The following is an 18,495-nucleotide window of genomic DNA, read 5'->3' as shown; positions in this document are numbered from 1 at the left end:
TTTTAATTTTCAAGATAAATGTAACAATTAATGAATTAAGAAATATTATGAAATTATTTAATTCTTTTTTTTGGGATATTTCTGATTAATTATCCACCGATAAAAATTTCGTTTTAATAATTTAGGCTTGTTTTAATGTTAGCGTTATTTTCTGAACCATTTTTTTTCACTAATAAGAACCCGTTTTATGAGTATAAAAAACTTTATTAATATTGAATGGGTTTATTTTGTGGTTTTTTATTAAGAAAAAATCAATTTAATTAGGTATGCATCACTTGTTTATCCTGTAATGGTGTATTCAAAATAGAGTATATTGTGGATATTATATATATATCACTAACTTACAGTGAAGGTTGTTAATTAATTGGTGGATTTGACATAATTAAAATGAGATATAATAATGGCAACGCATTGATGCATTGTTTAATTGTCTTATTTATTAATGGAGTTTGATAAATAGGAATGGTTATTAGTGTCAATCCTTAATGTTTACTAACCGAATATATTTTAAGAAAAAAATTAAAATAATCAGATTAATAATAACTTGTTATTTTAATTTGTATTGTCTTTTTATCTAATGGAAATGTATAAAATGAAATTAAATAAACTTGCTTTAGTATTAGGTTTAGGTCTGGCAGTGGTTGCTGGTTCTGCTTCTGCAAACCAAGGTGGCGGCCAAGTCACTTTTAAAGGTTCAATCATTGATGCTCCTTGCTCAATTCCACCAGGTTCTCAAGCATTTGAAGTACCAATGGGTGCTATCGCAACATCTGCATTAAACGGTGGCGGTAAAAGTATTGCTCGCGATTTCAACATCCAATTAGAGCAGTGTGATATCACGACTCTGAAAACTGTTCAAACTACATTTACTGGTACGCCAAGTGCTTCTGTAACTGATGGTTTAGCTATCGCTGGTACTGCAAAAAACGCAGGTATCGTGATCACTGATTTCAACGGTACTAAAATTGCTTTAGGTGCTAAATCTCCATCTCAAGCTTTATTCACTGGTGCAAACACACTGCGCTTCCAAGCGTATTTGCAAGGTGATGCTGATGCAACAAATAAACCAGCTGTACCAGGTGAATTTGACACAATCGCAACATTTGCTCTGAGCTACCAGTAATTGGTACCGCCCGTACAAGGATGTATGGGCACTAATTTTAATGCGTTGAAATTGGTTATTAAGTTGAAATGGAGTCGCTATGAATCACTTTGGCATCATTGTCATGGTGCTTTCAGGAATGATATTTGCCCCGATAGCGAGTGCGCAAAATCAAAATTCTCGGGCACAAAGTCAGTTCAAAGGAACTGTCACTATGGGTGGTTCAATTATTGAGAGCCCTTGTGCAATTGATGCAGATAGCCGAGATCAATCAGTTAACATAACAACTGTACCGGTTAGCCAGATAATTAACGATAGAGAAAGCCCTGCAAGTAATTTCTCTATACGCCTTATCAATTGTGTTCTAACACCGGTAACTCCTGGAACTCCTAATTGGCAAACTTTCAATATTACATTTGATGGCCCGACAGATGGCCGCAGCTTCGATGTTTTCGGGCATGCAAACGGATTGTCAGTAAAAATTTCTGACACAGCTGGAAATGTTGCAATACCTGGTAAGGCAATGCCGGATTTACCCATCAGAGCAGGGGAGACAACTCTGCACTATAAGGTGCAGGTAGTACCTAATAATAAACGCTTAAAACCAGGAAATTATCAGACAACTATCCGTTTTAAAATGGATTATTACTGAGTTATTACTAAGGGACTATTATGGCTCTGCGATTAAAAAGTAAAAATAAAGTATTTAATAACTCAGTAAGTTATTTTTTTACGCCTGTTGCTACCATGGTGTTTATAGCTATTGCTCATATAAATTTAGCTAATGCGAATAATGATAATATTGAGTTTAATACGGATGTTTTAGACCTTCAGGATAAAAGCAATATTTCCTTAAATGAGTTCTCTCGAGCAGGCTATGTCATGCCAGGGAAGTATCCATTTAAAATTAATTTAAATAGTCGCGACTTAGCTGACACTTTTGATATTGAATATATCGCGGATCCTAATGATCCAAGTATGACAGAGCCTTGTTTAACGCCAGATGTTGTCGACCATATCGCTTTGCGCGATGAATGGAAACAGAAGGTTGAGTTTTCTAACAATGGCCAATGTTTAATTCCAGAAACGATTCCTGGAATGACAATAAATGGCTCTTTAGCTAAAGAAACTATCACAATTACGGTACCTCAGGCTTATATTGAGTTTACTTCTGATAACTGGGATCCACCATCTCGTTGGGATGAAGGGGTGCCCGCTCTAATTTTTGACTATAACTTGAATGCTAACGTGACAAGGCCTGCGGATTCAGCCAATACCCAGTCGGTTACTGGTAATGGTACAACAGGTTTTAACCTCGGCGCGTGGCGTTTTAGGGCTGATTGGCAAGCTAGTTATAATCGGACTAATGGGCAGTCAACCGATCGTAAATGGGATTGGAGCCAGTATTATGCTTATCGAGCAATCAAAGAGTTAAATGCAAAGCTAACGATGGGTGAGCAATTTTTACGCTCAGGTTTGTTTGACTCATTCCGTTATATGGGGGTGAGCCTGATCTCAGATGAGAGAATGCTACCACCAAATCTACGAGGTTATGCACCTGAGGTAACAGGTGTTGCAAGAACCAACGCAAAAGTGATTGTAACTCAGCAAGGGCGCGTTATTTATGAAACGCAAGTCGCTCCGGGACCTTTCCGTATTCAAGATTTAAGTGATGCGGTTAGCGGTAAGTTAGATGTACGAGTAGAAGAGCAAGATGGCTCTGTACAAGAGTTTCAAATGAATACCGCCTCTATTCCTTATTTAACACGTCCAGGCTCAGTGCTATTTAAGATAGCGGGTGGTCGACCGAATAATATGGAACATGAAACCGAAGGGCAAGGGTTTGTTACGGGGGAGTTTAGTTGGGGAGTTTCTAACGGTTGGTCATTATTTGGTGGTGGTATAGCAGCGGGTGATTATAACGCGTTATCACTGGGTGTTGGTCGAGATTTACTTGCCTTCGGTGCAATTTCATTCGATATCACCGAGTCACGCGCAAAACTGAAAACAGATAACAAAATCTATACGGGTGCATCGTATCGCTTAAGTTATTCAAAACGTTTTGAAGAATATGATAGCCAAGTAACCTTTGCTGGATACCGATTCTCTGAACGTGACTTTATGAGTATGAACCAATACCTCGATCGTCGTTATAGAGGTGTGGAGTTCGATAATAGTAAAGAGCTATATACGATTACATTTAATAAGTATTTCACGAATGCAGACCTAACCGCGTATCTGAACTATAACCACGAAACCTATTGGAATAAGCCAGCGGCAAAACGCTATAACGTTTCTATTGCGAAATATTTCAATATCGGTCGTTTTAAAAATATCAATTTAAGTTTAACGGCATTCCGCAACAAATTTGATAATAGAAATAATGACGATGGGCTATACATGAACCTCTCTTTGCCATGGGCAGATAGAGCATCAATTAGCTACAACAATATGATAACGAGAGATGGTAACTCACACACTGTCAGCTATTTCGACTCCGTTGATGATAAGACCAACTATCGTGTTGGTACTGGGGTGAGTAGCCGAGGTCGTGGAACTATTGATGGCTTCTATACGCGTTACGCAGATTTAGCAACAGTAACTGCAAGTACCAGCTATATCAATGGTGATACTTCTTCAGCCGCCTTTTCTCTACAAGGTGGTGCAACAGTCACAGGGCATGGTGCCGCACTGCACCGTATTAATACCCCAGGTGGTAGCCGTGTGATGGTGGGTACTGAAGGTGTGAAAAATGTGCCTATTCAAGGTTTCGGGCCGACCACGGAAACCAATATTTTTGGTAAAGCGGTAGTTGCTGATATCAGTGATTATTACCGTACTAATACACATATTGATGTGACTCAATTGCCTGACAATGTGGAAGCTATTCGGACATCTCAGCCAATTACGCTGACCGAAGGGGCGGTTGCTTATCGTGAGTTTGAAGTGTTATCGGGTATTAAAACTATGGTGAGATTGGCATTGGCCGATGGAAGTTATCCGCCATTTGGCGCCACAGTGAGAAATGAAAAAAATAGAGAGCTCGGTATCGTGACTGATAATGGCTCTGTGTATATCTCTGGTGTCAATCCAAATGAAGTTTTAGATGTGCATTGGGATGGAAGCACGCAGTGCAAAATTCAGGTTCCAGAAAATATTACAACGGCTGAATTTAACTCACTGTTATTACCGTGTACAAGCAGCCCCAGTGTTGAACCTGGGTATATGCCAGCAAAAGCCGTTCCTGTTGGGCAGCCAGCACCAGTTTACAAGCCTGCACCGATTAAACAGGGCGTAGCACCCAGTCAGCGTTGGTTATTGAAACCACCGGATATTGCTTACAGCGTAGATTATACCGAGTAACCCAAATTGCTTGATTTTATAACTAGTTGGTACATATGAACATTAAGAAAATTGCATTTTTTACTACAACAATCACGTTATCCGCGGTGCTATGTGGGCAGGCTTTGGCCGCGATTGCCCTCGATAGAACACGCGTCATTTATAATGGGGCTGAAAAGACCATTAGCTTGAATATTAAGAATGAAAACACAGAGTTACCATACCTTGCACAGGGGTGGATTGAAGATGCAAATGGTAACAAAATTGAAAGCCCACTCACAGTTTTACCCCCGGTTCAACGTGTAGAAGCGGGTGAAGGTAGCCAAGTTAAAATTCAAGCTCTTCCTGATATCGCGACATTGCCTCAGGACAGAGAGAGTGTTTATTACTTTAATTTACGTGAAATTCCACCACGTAGTAAAGAAGCGAACGTATTACAAATTGCATTACAGACGCGAATTAAATTGTTTTATCGACCAAAAGCGTTATATGCCACACGCACGGATTTAGAGAATCCATGGCAAGAGAAAATTACGCTAACACGTAAAGGTGATGCCTACGAAGTCACGAATCCAACCCCTTATTTCGTCACCATTGTAGACGCAAGTACAAAAGTGGGCGGAGACACGGTGAAACAGTTTGAGCCTGTCATGATCTCACCAAAAAGTAATGGAATGCTTAAAGGTAGTGCAAGTGCGATGGGGGCAAAACCCGTTCTAACTTATATCAACGATTATGGTGGAAGGCCTAAACTGACGTTTGGTTGCGCTGGTACAACTTGCAAAGTTGAATCTTCGACGGATAGATAACGGGGAATAACGTATGAAAAGGACTCTCCTGTTCAGCACTATCTTATTCGGTTTAGTTCCAGTGTTCACCTTTGGAGCAGACAGTTGGGATATTGATGGATTACATGGAACATTGACAGTCAATGGCATGATGACCGAAGCACCTTGTACGATGGATGTGACTAATTCAATGCGCCAAGAAGTGTCTCTAGGGGAGATTCCTTCTTATTCACTGCGTAAACCTGGTGATAGAGCTGAGCCAGTTTCATTCGAATTAGAATTTAGACATTGCATTCGCACGGAAAGCCGAATGAAAGACACAAGAACGGGAAGATCGCTTTGGGATGCAATGCAACCGGTGATAACTGTCTCTTTTGTTGCCGTATCGGATCAACATTTTCCAGAAATGTTAAGTGTAAAAGGCGTCTCTGGCTTGGCGTTAGAAGTGACAGATGCACAACGAGAAGACATCAGGCTAGGAAGCCGAGGTCGTCCTCAATTTCTCGATGCACCGCAGGGTACTCTTCAATACTTTGTAACGCCAGTGAGAACCCCTGAAAAATTGACTGAAGGAAGTTTCAGCGCCGTAATGGACTTTAAGGTGGATTATGAGTGATTTAAACAAGCAGCGGTACCTGCTGGCATCTTGTCTCGCTGGACTATTTTTTACATCGGTTTCTTATGCAGGATTACCTGATTCACGTATTAGCCCATCGGGAAATACACGGGCAACAGTTACACCCGGTATGATAACTGTACCGATTAAAGGGGTTGTTTTGGCTCCACCGCCTTGCAAAATTAATGGTGGAAATATAATCAAAGTTAATTTTGATGAGATCATGAGTACCCGAATTGACGGTAACGCCTATTCGAAGCCCATAAATTACAATATTAATTGTGAAAAAAGGCCAACATCACAAATGAAAATGACGTTGATTGGTATTCCTGCATCTTTTGATAGTGGGGCAATTGAAACAGATCTTCCGGGTTTAGGGATTGCTTTTCGTTATAACGGAAGCAAGCTTCGATTGAACCAAGAGGTCAAGTTTGTGTACCCAAATGCGCCTCAATTTGAAGCCATACCTGTTCGTGATTTATCCACAACTCTGACAAAGGGTGGGGTTTTTCATGCAGGCGTCACTATCAAACTTGATTATCAGTGAGGGAAAAATAATGCAAAGAATAATGAAAAGACTTCCTCTGATAATGAGTTTGTTAGTTATACCTAGCAGTGCCGTGATGGCAAATGATGTGGAGTTTACTGGAACCTTGCTAATTCCACCGCCTTGCACTGTTTTTGAAGATAAAGTCCACGTTATTGAATACAAAGATATTGGTTTACATAAGATTGATGGTATCAGATTTACGAAACCTATTAATTACGCTTTGAAGTGTGAAGACAATTTAAAAGGTTGGGACTTAATGCTAACTATCAAAGGGACAGCAACAGATTTTGATAAGTCGGCACTGGAAACCAATATTCGAGATCTTGGCATGCGTATTACCCAAAATGGTTTAGGTTTTGAAATCAATAAACCATTGAAAATTACTTATGGGCAACCGCCTGTTTTAGAGGTTGTTCCTGTCAAGCGATTGGGAGTGACGTTGCCTGAAGGGGGCTTTACTGCAACAGGCACATTGCTAGCGGAGTACCAATAATGAACAAAGTAATCCAATGTGCAGTAGCAGGCGCCTTACTTATTAACTTTAATGCTGCTTTTGCTGTGCCTGATAATTTAAGAGTTATCGGTAATTTAGTGGAGGAGCCTTGCACTATTTTACCGGGTGATGAAAACATTCCGATGGATTTTTTTGATACACCGGAGAAAAACTTTTATGCCTATGGTGAAACTCCGCCTAAAGAGTTTGTGATTAAGTTGTCTGACTGTGACACGACAATAGGCAAATTTGTGGAAGTGACTTTTTCAGGGACACCTAATCTTGCACTTCCTGGTTTTTTAGCATTATCAACAAGTAGTGTTGCATCGGGTTTCGCGGTGGGGCTGCAAAATTCAGATAAAACACCACTGGCTATTGAACAGAAAGGCTCGAAGCTAACGCTACAAGATGGCGCTAACCAATTGCGGTTCTATGCCTATTTAAAAGGTGAACCGGATGCTATTGCTGATAAGACAATAAAAGTAGGGCCTTACAGTGCTGTAGCAACATTTAAATTAGATTATGAATAATAAGGCTGTGAACTAATATGAAAGTATTTTTATCGCTATTAATTGGTGCAGTCATGTTTTCGCCTTCTGCATCAGCTTATATTTTTTCCTATATCACTGAATCAAGACCCGGTAATAATCCAAATAACGGAGATGCAGATTATAAATATGTGATTGCTCGTTGGGATCCTGAATCGCCGAGTACGCCTAATCCTTGTTATGGGTGGTCGACATGCTATCTCACCATAAGTCATAAGCATACCGCTGATGGAACACCGGGGGCTGCAACAGTCAATTTGGCCGAAATTTCTAAGTATCGATATATGATAGATGTTCAGAATATCCCCGGGGTTTTGGCAAGAGCGACAGCTCCAGCAACACAGTGGGCTGTTCATACCGGAGTTAGGTTACAGAATAATCAAGAGTGTGTGGGGCTGTTTTACCAAGATCGCACTGGTGTTACAAGCAGAGGAGGTCTACTTCCTGGTTCTCAATGTGGTATAGCTCCGCCACCAATAGGAGCTTGTAAGATCAACAATAACATCCCGGATATTAACTTTGGCCCAATTAGCGAAGCTGATCTCGCTGGCCAATCAAAACAAGTGAACGTTAGTGTGACATGTAACTTAGCGATGGATGTTTTGGTGATTGCCACTGGTGTGAACGTGACAAATGGACGTGTAAATTTACGAGCAGATAATAGCTTATATGCGAATTTGTATTTAGGTGGGAATGATACTCCAGGGGAAAATGGTTACAAAATCCATGTGCCTGCAGGTGGAACAAACTCGGTATCCCTAAAAGCCGTATTAGGTACCAATGGCCGAGTTCAAGCTGGTCAGTTTGAAGGTGCCGCAGCCCTTATTTTAACTGTGCCTTAATAAATGGTGATAATATGTATTCAGAAAATGGCAGCGAAAAAATCCATTATATGGTAGGTCAGAGGATCTTAGAAAAACGTAGAGAACTGGGATATACAGGGTTTCAGTTAGCTCAATTGTTAGGTGTTAGTCAACAGCAAATCTCACGCTATGAAAGAGGTAAAATCAAGATTGATTTGTTTCATTTATTTAAACTTGCATTTTTGATGAAAACGCCAATTGATTGGTTTCTTGAAGATATTAGTTCTCAGCTCAATGAAAATGGGCAATTAGATGACATGTAATCATGCGCATTTAAATGGGAATTAATGGTATATAGGTTGAGATTACGGATTTATATCGTCTGCTGTCATAAAAATAGTTAAGCAAACAAATACAGTCGCAGGCTCAACCTATTTATTTTACCCAATGAAGTGCAGTCAAATCACGTTTTACTCTATTTTCCTGATTTTCTATATCTATCCTCTTTGTTTAAACATTAAAACCTACGTGGTCAATTCATTGAATTGATGTTTTTGTGCGTTAAGACAACTTTTTAGTGAATGCAAATGCAAACTAATATCATTTGCGCTTGTTTGCGTGTAATATACGCCAAATTGTGAATCACAAAATTTAATCATCAGTACTTTTATCGATGGACGGAGGAAATTAGATGTTTGCAAAATCATTAGTTTCGGGTATTGCTTTGTTATCTGCGTTAGTATTAGCCGGTTGTGATAACGCGAAAGACACGACAGAAACAACACAAGTTGCAGAAAAACAAACTATCACGATAGAACATGCCCAAGGCAAAACTGAAATTCCTCGTCATCCTCAAAAAGTCATTGTGATGAACATGGAAACATTGGACATCATGGATGCACTTGGCGCCCCAGTTGCGGGTGTTCCACAAACCAACGTTCGCTTCCCTGAATTCTTAACGAAATATAGTGGTTCTGAATACGTCAATGGCGGAACATTATTTGAACCCGCTTATGAAACATTAAGTAATGCTAAACCTGACCTGATTTTAGGTGGAAGCCGTGCCCGTGATGCTTATGACAAACTCAGTGGCGTTGCTCCAACTATCTCATTAGACATTGATAACAAAAACTTTATTGGTAGCTTAACTGAGCGTACTAATGAACTTGGTGCATTGTTTGGTAAAGAAGAACAAGCCAAAAAATTGATTGCTGACTTCAATACTAAAATTGAAGGTATCAAAACTAAAGCACCTACCGCGGGTAAAGCGATGGTGATCTTAGTCAGTGGTGGTAAAATTTCCGCATACGGTCCGGGTTCTCGTTTCGGCTTTATCTTTGATGTATTAGGTTTTGAACCTGCTTATGTATTTGAAGAAAACACGGGTCGCCACGGTAACATCGTTAATGCAGAGTTACTGGTGAAATTAAACCCAGATTGGTTATTTGTTATCGACCGTGATAGCGCGATTGGTAAAACAGATGCACAGCCAGCAGCAGAAGTATTAGATAACGCATTAGTGAGAAAAACCGCAGCGTGGGAAAAAGGCCAAATTACATACCTTGACCCAACTGCCGTATATATTGCAGGTGGTATTCAAACTTACTCTAAGTTAATGGACGATATCAATACAGCATTAGAGAAGAGCCAAGCAAAATAACCGATGAAAACGCTTTATCTTTTTTGTGGAATTATCGCGTTATTGGTTTTAGCGGTATTAAGCTTGTTTATTGGAGCGGGTGACGTGTCACCCGTTTCGCTTTTCACCGACCCAGAGATGCAAGACATCTTTTTTATTAGCCGAATTCCCCGAACCGTCTCTTTGATTTTAGCAGGTAGCGCCATGAGCGTTGCTGGGCTAATCATGCAATTATTAACACAAAACCGCTTTGTTGAACCTTCTCTTGCAGGGACAACCCAGTCAGCCAGTTTAGGTTTATTGGTCGTTATGGTGCTTTTCCCTGCAGCAAGTATTATGACTAAGATGGTGGTCGCTAGCGGTTTTGCGCTTCTTGGCACCATGTTGTTTATGGTGCTATTGCGTCGTGTCATTTTAAAATCCGCCCTGATAGTCCCATTGGTAGGGATTATGTTGGGAGCAGTGATTAGCGCATTGACCATTTTTACTGCTTATTATTTCGACTTATTACAATCACTTGGTGCATGGATGAGCGGTGACTTTTCTAGCATCATTCAAGGCCGATATGAACTATTGTGGTTAGTAGGAATATTAACGTTAATTGCTTGCTGGATTGCCGATAGCTTTACGGTTGCCGGTATGGGGCGTGAATTTTCAATTAATGTTGGCCTAAATTATCGCAAAGTAATGACCATCGGTTTATCGATTATCGCTTTAATTAGCGGCGTAGTGGTCGTGGTGGTCGGCGCGTTACCTTTCCTAGGCTTAATTATTCCAAATCTCGTGAGCTTAGTGATGGGGGATAACATACGTAAAACCATCCCTTGGATTTGTATTGCTGGTGGTGGTTTAGTTTTACTGTGTGACATTATTGGGCGTTTAATTCGCTATCCATTTGAAATCCCTGCAAGTGTGATTTTAGGTGTTGTTGGCGCGGTGATTTTTTTATATTTATTGTTGAAGCAACAACGTTATGCAAAAAGTTAATACATCAATAGCGTTACCGAAGAAAAGGGTAACGCCGTTGCAAAGAATATGGATACTACTGGCTTTGTCATTGTTATCCATTATTCTTTATATGACGGTCAATTTGGGCAGTAACCTTGCCTATATTTTGCCGCATCGAGGCTATATTGTTCTCACGATGATCGTGGTGGCTTTCGCTGCTGGGGTTTCAACAGTTCTCTTTCAAACCATTGCTAATAATAAGATACTGACCCCATCTATCATGGGGTTAGAAGCATTATTTATATTATTACAAACCATTTTTGTCTTCTATACCGATAGCTTTCCATCCTCTTGGTTATTGAATATTGGTAAATTTTTATTAGAGTCCACATTACTTGTGTTGTTCTCTGTTCTGCTTTATCGCTGGTTATTTGTGTCAGTTAAAATGAATATCAACCTAGTATTGATGGTAGGTATCATTCTTGGCACATTATTTCGCAGTGTAGCGACATTACTACAGCGTTTAATGGACCCCAATGAATTTTCCATTTTACAAAGCCGGATGTTTGCCACCTTTACGAAGGGGACGCCTGAGCTGATTGTATTCACACTGCTGATTACAGCGGTGGTAGGGGTTTTGTTGTGGCGCATGCGCTATTGTTTTGATGTTATCGCGTTAGGGCAAGCCAATGCGGTGAACTTAGGGATTAATTATCGCCAGCAAGTCACGGTTATTTTGTTACTTATTTCAATCTTGGTTGCTGTTTCTACAGCACTGGTTGGCCCTTTAACATTCTTAGGCTTGATGGTCGCGAACTTAGCTTATTTAGTGGCTGGCAGTAGCCAACACCGCTATTTGCTCCCCGTTTCCTTTCTACTTGGTGTCATTGCGCTGATTGGTGGCCAGTTGATTCTTGAGTACGGTTTAAATATGGCGGGAACATTATCAGTCGTTATCGAATTTGTCGGCGGAATTTTCTTTATTTATATGGTGTTAAGAAGGTTTTAGTATGATTGAAATTAGTCAGATATCGAAAAGTTATCAGGATACTAAAGTCTTAGATAACGTGACAACAACAATTAAAAATAGCGGTATTACCTCAATCATCGGGCCTAATGGTGCAGGTAAATCAACACTGCTGTCGATTATTGGGCGTTTGTTACAGCCCGATGATGGCGGTTATGTCAAAGTGAATGAGCTTGATGTTTCAACAACACCCAGTGATAAATTAGCAAAATGCTTATCGGTTTTGCGCCAAGAGAACCAATTTGCGAGTCGATTAACCGTCGAGGAGCTGGTTGGTTTTGGGCGTTATCCGTACACGAAAGGCCGTTTAACTATTGATGATAAAAAGAAAATTGATGAATCACTCTCTTTTCTCAATTTGTCAGATTTGCGCCACCGCTATTTAGATGAGTTATCGGGTGGCCAGCGCCAACGAGCTTATGTTGCAATGGTTTTATGCCAAGATACAGAATATGTTTTACTGGATGAACCACTCAATAATCTCGATATGAAGCATGCGGTGATTATGATGAAGTTATTACGTAAAGCGGCTGATGAACTAGGGAAAACCATTATCCTAGTGATCCACGATATAAACTTCGCTTCTGTTTATTCAGATTACATTGTTGCACTGAGAAACGGGCGTCTGTCTTATCATGGCAAACCAGAAGAGATCATGAAATCTGAAATTATTGAGGATATTTTTGATACGCCAGTGGATATTAAGCGGGTGGATGATCAGTATATTGCTCTCTACTACTAAATTTGCGTCATCTTTCGCACTGTAGTTGTGTTGGCTACGTTTAGCTACTCCGGGTCACATACTTTTGTATGTTCCCAATTTTCGTCATCCTTCGAGCTGTAGCGGTGTTGGCTACGTTCAGCTACTCGGGTCACATACCTTTGTATGCTCCCCGAGGTATCTTTTCTTGCCGCCTTGCTGCCGTTCGAATGGTTTAGAAAATTAAATTTTCGTCATCCTTCGAGCTGTAGCGGTGTTGGCTACGTTCAGCTACTCGGGTCACATACCTTTGTATGCTCCCCGAGATATCTTCTCTTGCCGCCTTGCTACAGTTCGAATGATTTAGAAAATTATCGTGAATTAGAATATTTTTCTTGAGAAGAAAATAAAAAACAAAATATTTATGGTGAAATTTCAATATCTTCATCGGTTGTCAGTAAATCTAGTGACTGCAACACTTCTAAGCGTTTAATTCCATCGGCATTCACCACTAAACGAGCTAGCTCATTATAAGTTTTTTTGTTAATTGTGACGCGACGGCAAAGGTAAATGTGATACACCTTTTCACCAATAATCGCAGGCTCATCATCATTCACAGTGAGTTCTTCATAGCTAATATCAATATATTTTAGGAAATCCGAAATATTAAAACGCGTAATATCTGCGATTGATGATTGGTTTTTTTCAAACACGGATTGGCGGTTATGTAGCAATACATCTTTGCGGTAATACAGAATATCTTCCATTCGCTGGACGTTAACTAAATTGACCCAATGCGATTTTTGCCGCATTTCACGGATATCTGGGGAAAGCATATTTTCATTAATAAAACGAAAAGACTCTTTACAAATACCGACTGGTGCTTTCACTCCTTCGCGGTAAATACGTAATTGCCGGTCAGGGATCCATTTTTGAAATAAGCGATACAGCTGCTCTCGACCTACTTCTTTCAGCCTATCTTTGAAGATATAGCCGATGACCATAGCCAAAAATAAGTTGGCACTTAAAGCCCCATATTTTCCTTGCCAGAAAAAGGCGATAACAGTTGCGAAAAGCATTGAAATTGCAGCAGCAATACCATAAATAGAGTGCAATAACAGGGGAAGTCCCCGCTTGTGGCGAATTTCTAAATAGAGATAGCGATTGATATATTTTTTCAATAAATTACGGCGATATGTGACTAATTCAGCATCCGTCTCATCACTAGGAAAACAATCAGGGTATTGTTTCTTTAGGTAACGCATTTCTTGATACCAGAAATGACGTATTTCTTCGCGCAATGGCATTTGCTTATCGGCTAATAAATCACGTAAATAATTCATGGTGTAATACGTCATGAATTCGTCACAATAAGAAAATGCATTGGAATGGATTGCTTCTTCAATTTTGGTTGACTGTGTTGCTAATTCCCGATAAGTACAGAGACATTTTGCGATGTTTGCCATGAACTCAGCTAAGTATTCAGGCGTTTGCCGTTGGGGATTTTGGCTTACCATTTTAACATTCAAACGAACGGTTCTTTTGAAGGTTAAAGCATAGCGCTTTAGCCTATTTTCATACTCGTCTAATGAAGGTAAGTTTTGTGGCGTACATTGTTGTAACCACTGTTTTAGTTCATCTAATGCCCCGTTTTCATCAGTCAGTGATGATAATTTTACGGTCGGTGGGCGCAGCCGAATATAGTTTTTGAGGCTGCGCTGGAGGTTTGATGCTGTGTAGAGGTCTGGGTTAATCTGTAATGATGAAGGCAAAAAGAAAAAGGTCTCTACTTGGTAACGGATCTCTTTAGACTTACGTGGAAACAACACTTTTTGTTTGATTTCAAACTGTTTTTTTCCATGGATCTTGAGAGATTCTTTAATCATATTTTCCTTCACACTGTTCTTTTGGCCAATATTCTATCTTTACCAAAGATAACTATTAAATCCCATGAGTGGCATAATGTAATGTGTCCATAGTATTAGTAGTATCCAGATAAGAATGAGTTGAATCATACCATATTTAAATGAGTCACCGGTTGAATATTGGTCAGTCAAATAACTGATATTAGCAGGCTTAGAGTTAAAATAGAGAACATAAACCTGATTAATCATAAACGCCATTGGTAAACAGAAGCCAACTAAATCCCAGTTATATCGTTGAGCAATGGCAATAATAATAGGGAATAAAATAATTGTACGTGCTGTTTTACTTTCACTAATCAATGTGGTGAGTGCAAATACTGCGCTTAATACAGCGAAAACAAGCAGTTTTCCAGCACCTTGAGGGTCTATGTTCCAATGGTCAAAGGCTTTGTGGACATAAAGGCCGACAATATCCGTCTGGTCCATCATACCGCCTAATACGTAAGCACCAAAACTAAACATTAACATGTGCCATGGAATATCAGCATCATTCCATTTCATGACACCCATTGCTGGCAGCCGTGAAAAAGAGGGCATCAGGACAATACAAGCACCTGCTAATGCGACAACTTCAGCTCGTAAGCCTGTCCATTTACCCGTGGACCATAATAGTAAAACAAGAATAAATACGACCCCTGCTTTAATTTCACTGATTTTGACTTTACCTAATGCATTATATTCCGAGCGTAAGCGGTCCATGCCACCTTCGAGTTTCGGTGTTTTTTCTTCATCTGTAATCCTAAAAATAAACCGAGTCCCAGTCCACCATGCGACTAAACATTGAATGACAGCCAATGGGAATAGTGCAATAAACCAATCTTGATAAGTGACTAATGCACCTGCTTTTTCTAGCATTGCTGCCGCTAATAAATTGGCCGCAGAACCTGTTAAGAATGCGCTAGCGGAGACATTATTCGCCAGTAAGTTAAGGAGCACCATATTACGGCCAACATTGTTACGCTGAGCACCACCAGTGGCACCGTAGATAGCCGAAATCACCATAAATAATGGCAGCAGTAGTGCCGTTTTTGCCGAGGTTGCACTAATAAATGCACCAAAAATCAAGTTTAATGCCACAAAGCATAGGAATAACATGGTTAAATGATTTTTAGTTTTGAGTACTAGCATGAGTGAAATACGTTTTGCCAAACCTGTCGTAACTAATGCGCTCGCTAGGATAAAGCTGGCAATATTTAGAATCATGACGGGTTCACCCAGCATCGCGAAGGCAGGGCGCATTTTCATCACACCAGTAATGATAACGACAACAACGACAATTAATGACGTGAGATAATTTGGAATAGCTTCAGTGAGCCATAAAATCAGTGAAGCAACAAAAATCCCCATTGCACTATAGCAATGAGCTGCGGGAACTTTTGTTTGTGCTTCAAATACATCGATTGTCCCACACCATTGTAATTCGAAAAATAGAAATGAGAGAATAGCTAAAGGTACACCAATGAGTTTGAGATTTTGCATTAGTGCGCCAGCTTTGATATCACGGAATTTTTCTAATGAATAATTACGCATATCAAGTGGGTCAAAGCTTGGCTTACTATTTGCTGACATACATATCTCCTTTTATTATTATCATTCAAGGGTCGGTGTTATTTGACTCGACCCATATAGATGAACAACGATATGCATTACATAAAAGAGTTACATGCCAACAACACGCTTGGCGGCTTTCAAATAATTTGTATTAGGTAATTTGTTGATACCTAAGGCATTAACGACGGCTTGCATTTTTTCGTAATCTTCACTTTCACAACAAGCGGTTTCCATTAGTGCCCCATTGAACCAAACGCGTGCAAACTCACAAATAATGCCATCGACCATAAAGCCATAGCGCATTTTTTCAACGGTGACTGCATTGAGACAAGGGTGTTGGCGCACAATAGCTTTGAATTCCTCAATTTCATAGCTGTCTTTATCGAGAGGAATATCAACTTCAAGGTGAGATAAAATAATATTTAATTCTTCTTTTTTTACTGGAAATTGGAATTTGCCTCTCGGTTGGAATATTTCATAGCCCTCTTTTGTTTCACCAACTTTAACTTTAATATCTAATAATCCATCACGTACTTTTACATTGGCATCATTCGTTTTTTCAGATAAAAAATAGGTTTCTATTGGCATTTTTCGCGCAGCGTATAAGGTTGCTTTGACATCCCAAATTTTAGTTTCTATTTCGTTAATAAGGTCATGTCCAAATATTCTAAATTCTGCTCTAGGTACTATTTTACTTGCATCTTCTTCTGATATCGCAATATTTTTAGTTAATGTATTCATAAAATTCCCCTTATTTTTTCCATGTGGTATAAGGATTAGCAACAAGATTAGAATTAAAATATTTGGGGTCTGAAGATATTTCGTCGCCTACCCATTCGGGTTTTTTAAAGGATTGGTTTTCATCGCTAAGTTCGACTTCAGCAACAATTAACCCTTCGTTAACACCAAAAAATTCATCTACCTCCCAAATTAAGCCATCGAAGGGGATTTTATAACGTTTCTTGTCGATAATGGGTTGTTCTGCTAATTGCGTCAGCATAGCAACACAATCAGCATGGGGAATTTCATATTCATATTCAGTTCGAGTAATACCGACGGTAATTCCTTTAATTGTTAAGAAGGCTTTATCATCGATAGTTCTTATTCTAACGGTACGTTCTTTCTGGCTATTTAAATAACCTTGGGTGTAACGAACACCATTGGCTAACTCTCTCCATGAATCACCCGATACTAAAAATTTACGTTCAATTTCTTTAGCCATTATGATTACTCCTGAGAAGAACAAAGTGGTTAATTTTTATTATTAACCATGCATTTTATTTAAAACCATCTTTGCACATTCATAGAGGAACCAAAAATCAGCAAGTTGTATGCGTAATATAAGTAAATATTATAGTTGCTTATCTGTTGTATAATTGATGCGATTTAGATATTTTCGGTATGAATAAGTTGCGCTATATCACTATTTAATGATATTTCGTCAGATATTTCGCGTAATAGCATAATAAATTGAAAAGCAGCTGCGGAAAGCGAACGATTAGTTTGATAAGTTAAATAATAATCTGCATCAACATCAAAGGCATTAATTTGTAGCTGGATCAATTTTCCAACACTAATATCATCGATAACACTTAAATAAGGCAACGCGGTAATCCCAAAACCACTTGCGACTAATCTTTTTGTCGCCTCTAAATTAGTGACAGTAATAATAGGGGGAGGGGAATCATGGAGTGCAATATGTGCTTTTAGCCAATCTTCAATTTTAGCACGAGTGCGTGTTCCCTTTTCCCTCATCACGAGAGAAGCGTTTGTGAACTCTTCTATTGTTAATGGACGCTGAAGTTGTAGAAGTGGAGAATTGGGACCGACAACGGCGATATAGGGCTCCCGGTGTAAGAATACTTGGTTTACATTCGGTACAATAGGGACTCGGCCTGCTAAACCAATTTCTGCCTCTTGTTCTGCTACCCAATCCATCACTTGCTGTGAATTGCCAATTTTTATTTTTATATGAATCAGCGGATAGCGAGTATTAAATTGTTTTAGGATATCTGGCAAATAATAACTGCCCATAACAGCAGTTGCTGCAATTGTTAGCGTTCCAGTTTGTAATAAATTTAAATCTTGAAAGACATGCTCTATCTCATCAAATAATGAAAATAACCTTTTGGTATAGCTATAGAGTACTTTTCCTTCACTGGTTAAGGTGATTTTTTTTCGGGAACGATCAAATAAAGCAACCCGTAGAGAATTTTCTAAACCTTGGATTTGTTGGCTAACAGCTGGTTGGCTCAAAAATAAAATATGTGCTGCTTGAGTAAAGCTACCACTTTTAGCCACGTAATGAAAAGTTTTAAGATGGTCTAAATTCATTCGACTGACAGTATTGTGAGTCATTTTTGTTTACCCGCGATGTCATATTTTTCAGCCCTGATCCGTTCTTTGAAATTATAAGTAGGTGTGAAACGGTTGCACAGAAAAGGAGTGATAATTTGTGACCGC

At 39.4% G+C, this 18,495-nt stretch carries 19 protein-coding genes; 14 read left to right on the top strand and 5 right to left on the bottom strand.

Annotated elements, in window-relative coordinates; genetic code table 11:
- Positions 1 to 592 precede the first annotated feature (592 nt).
- The 14 genes from PR683_RS08755 (at position 593) to PR683_RS08690 (ending at position 12,598) form a co-directional block, all read left to right on the top strand.
- A complete protein-coding gene (locus PR683_RS08755) occupies positions 593 to 1,123 on the top strand; it encodes a fimbrial protein (protein WP_272581747.1) in 531 nt (176 codons plus the stop codon).
- Positions 1,124 to 1,202: 79 nt separating this feature from the next.
- Entirely contained in the window at positions 1,203 to 1,754 is a 552-nt protein-coding gene (locus tag PR683_RS08750; RefSeq protein WP_109912690.1) for a fimbrial protein, read from the top strand.
- Between the two features lie 20 nt (positions 1,755 to 1,774).
- Positions 1,775 to 4,465, top strand: coding sequence for an outer membrane usher protein (locus PR683_RS08745; RefSeq protein ID WP_272581746.1), 2,691 nt, complete (start codon positions 1,775 to 1,777; stop codon positions 4,463 to 4,465).
- Positions 4,466 to 4,500: 35 nt separating this feature from the next.
- Positions 4,501 to 5,253: a fimbria/pilus periplasmic chaperone gene (locus tag PR683_RS08740; RefSeq protein ID WP_109912689.1), complete on the top strand. Its 753-nt coding sequence runs from the start codon at positions 4,501 to 4,503 to the stop codon at positions 5,251 to 5,253.
- 13 nt (positions 5,254 to 5,266) lie between these two features.
- A complete protein-coding gene (locus PR683_RS08735) occupies positions 5,267 to 5,848 on the top strand; it encodes a fimbrial protein (protein WP_004907828.1) in 582 nt (193 codons plus the stop codon).
- The gene (locus PR683_RS08730) at positions 5,841 to 6,395 is read left to right on the top strand and encodes a fimbrial protein (protein WP_004907830.1); all 555 of its coding nucleotides are present in this window, start codon (positions 5,841 to 5,843) and stop codon (positions 6,393 to 6,395) included. The genes PR683_RS08735 and PR683_RS08730 overlap by 8 nt, the downstream gene beginning before the upstream one ends.
- A gap of 10 nt (positions 6,396 to 6,405) precedes the next feature.
- Complete coding sequence (locus PR683_RS08725) at positions 6,406 to 6,891, top strand: fimbrial protein (RefSeq protein ID WP_227024197.1); 486 nt, start codon at positions 6,406 to 6,408, stop codon at positions 6,889 to 6,891.
- A complete protein-coding gene (locus PR683_RS08720) occupies positions 6,891 to 7,421 on the top strand; it encodes a fimbrial protein (RefSeq protein ID WP_004907834.1) in 531 nt (176 codons plus the stop codon). Before PR683_RS08725 ends, PR683_RS08720 begins: the two co-directional genes overlap by 1 nt.
- A 17-nt stretch (positions 7,422 to 7,438) precedes the next feature.
- Positions 7,439 to 8,281: an MrpH family fimbial adhesin gene (locus PR683_RS08715; protein ID WP_004907835.1), complete on the top strand. Its 843-nt coding sequence runs from the start codon at positions 7,439 to 7,441 to the stop codon at positions 8,279 to 8,281.
- Between the two features lie 14 nt (positions 8,282 to 8,295).
- Positions 8,296 to 8,565 (top strand): helix-turn-helix domain-containing protein, encoded by a 270-nt coding sequence (locus tag PR683_RS08710; protein ID WP_004907837.1) that lies wholly within the window; start codon positions 8,296 to 8,298, stop codon positions 8,563 to 8,565.
- Between the two features lie 368 nt (positions 8,566 to 8,933).
- Positions 8,934 to 9,902: a siderophore ABC transporter substrate-binding protein gene (locus tag PR683_RS08705; protein ID WP_004907838.1), complete on the top strand. Its 969-nt coding sequence runs from the start codon at positions 8,934 to 8,936 to the stop codon at positions 9,900 to 9,902.
- 3 nt (positions 9,903 to 9,905) lie between these two features.
- Positions 9,906 to 10,868, top strand: coding sequence for an ABC transporter permease (locus tag PR683_RS08700; RefSeq protein ID WP_004907840.1), 963 nt, complete (start codon positions 9,906 to 9,908; stop codon positions 10,866 to 10,868).
- A complete protein-coding gene (locus PR683_RS08695) occupies positions 10,855 to 11,838 on the top strand; it encodes an iron chelate uptake ABC transporter family permease subunit (protein WP_109912688.1) in 984 nt (327 codons plus the stop codon). Before PR683_RS08700 ends, PR683_RS08695 begins: the two co-directional genes overlap by 14 nt.
- Before the next feature lies 1 nt (position 11,839).
- Entirely contained in the window at positions 11,840 to 12,598 is a 759-nt protein-coding gene (locus PR683_RS08690) for an iron ABC transporter ATP-binding protein (protein ID WP_102138091.1), read from the top strand.
- A gap of 380 nt (positions 12,599 to 12,978) precedes the next feature.
- Here the strand turns inward: PR683_RS08690 and PR683_RS08685 are convergent, their stop codons facing one another.
- From PR683_RS08685 to PR683_RS08665, 5 genes are all read right to left on the bottom strand, one after another.
- On the bottom strand, positions 12,979 to 14,442 hold the full coding sequence (locus PR683_RS08685) for a hypothetical protein (protein ID WP_109912687.1): 1,464 nt from the start codon (positions 14,440 to 14,442) through the stop codon (positions 12,979 to 12,981).
- A 39-nt stretch (positions 14,443 to 14,481) separates the two neighbouring features.
- Entirely contained in the window at positions 14,482 to 16,050 is a 1,569-nt protein-coding gene (locus tag PR683_RS08680; protein WP_109912686.1) for an SLC13 family permease, read from the bottom strand.
- Positions 16,051 to 16,140: 90 nt separating this feature from the next.
- Positions 16,141 to 16,773: a hypothetical protein gene (locus PR683_RS08675; protein WP_117162591.1), complete on the bottom strand. Its 633-nt coding sequence runs from the start codon at positions 16,771 to 16,773 to the stop codon at positions 16,141 to 16,143.
- A gap of 10 nt (positions 16,774 to 16,783) precedes the next feature.
- Positions 16,784 to 17,254, bottom strand: a complete 471-nt coding sequence (locus PR683_RS08670) for a CYTH domain-containing protein (protein ID WP_109912684.1) — start codon at positions 17,252 to 17,254, stop codon at positions 16,784 to 16,786.
- Positions 17,255 to 17,418: 164 nt separating this feature from the next.
- Positions 17,419 to 18,390 (bottom strand): LysR family transcriptional regulator, encoded by a 972-nt coding sequence (locus tag PR683_RS08665; protein WP_109912683.1) that lies wholly within the window; start codon positions 18,388 to 18,390, stop codon positions 17,419 to 17,421.
- Positions 18,391 to 18,495 lie beyond the last annotated feature (105 nt).

It is taken from the genome of Providencia sp. PROV269, from assembly GCF_028477785.1.
Lineage (GTDB): Bacteria > Pseudomonadota > Gammaproteobacteria > Enterobacterales > Enterobacteriaceae > Providencia > Providencia rettgeri.
The sequence above is the reverse complement of the archived record's forward strand: the minus strand, read 5'-3'. Positions and strand labels throughout refer to the sequence as shown.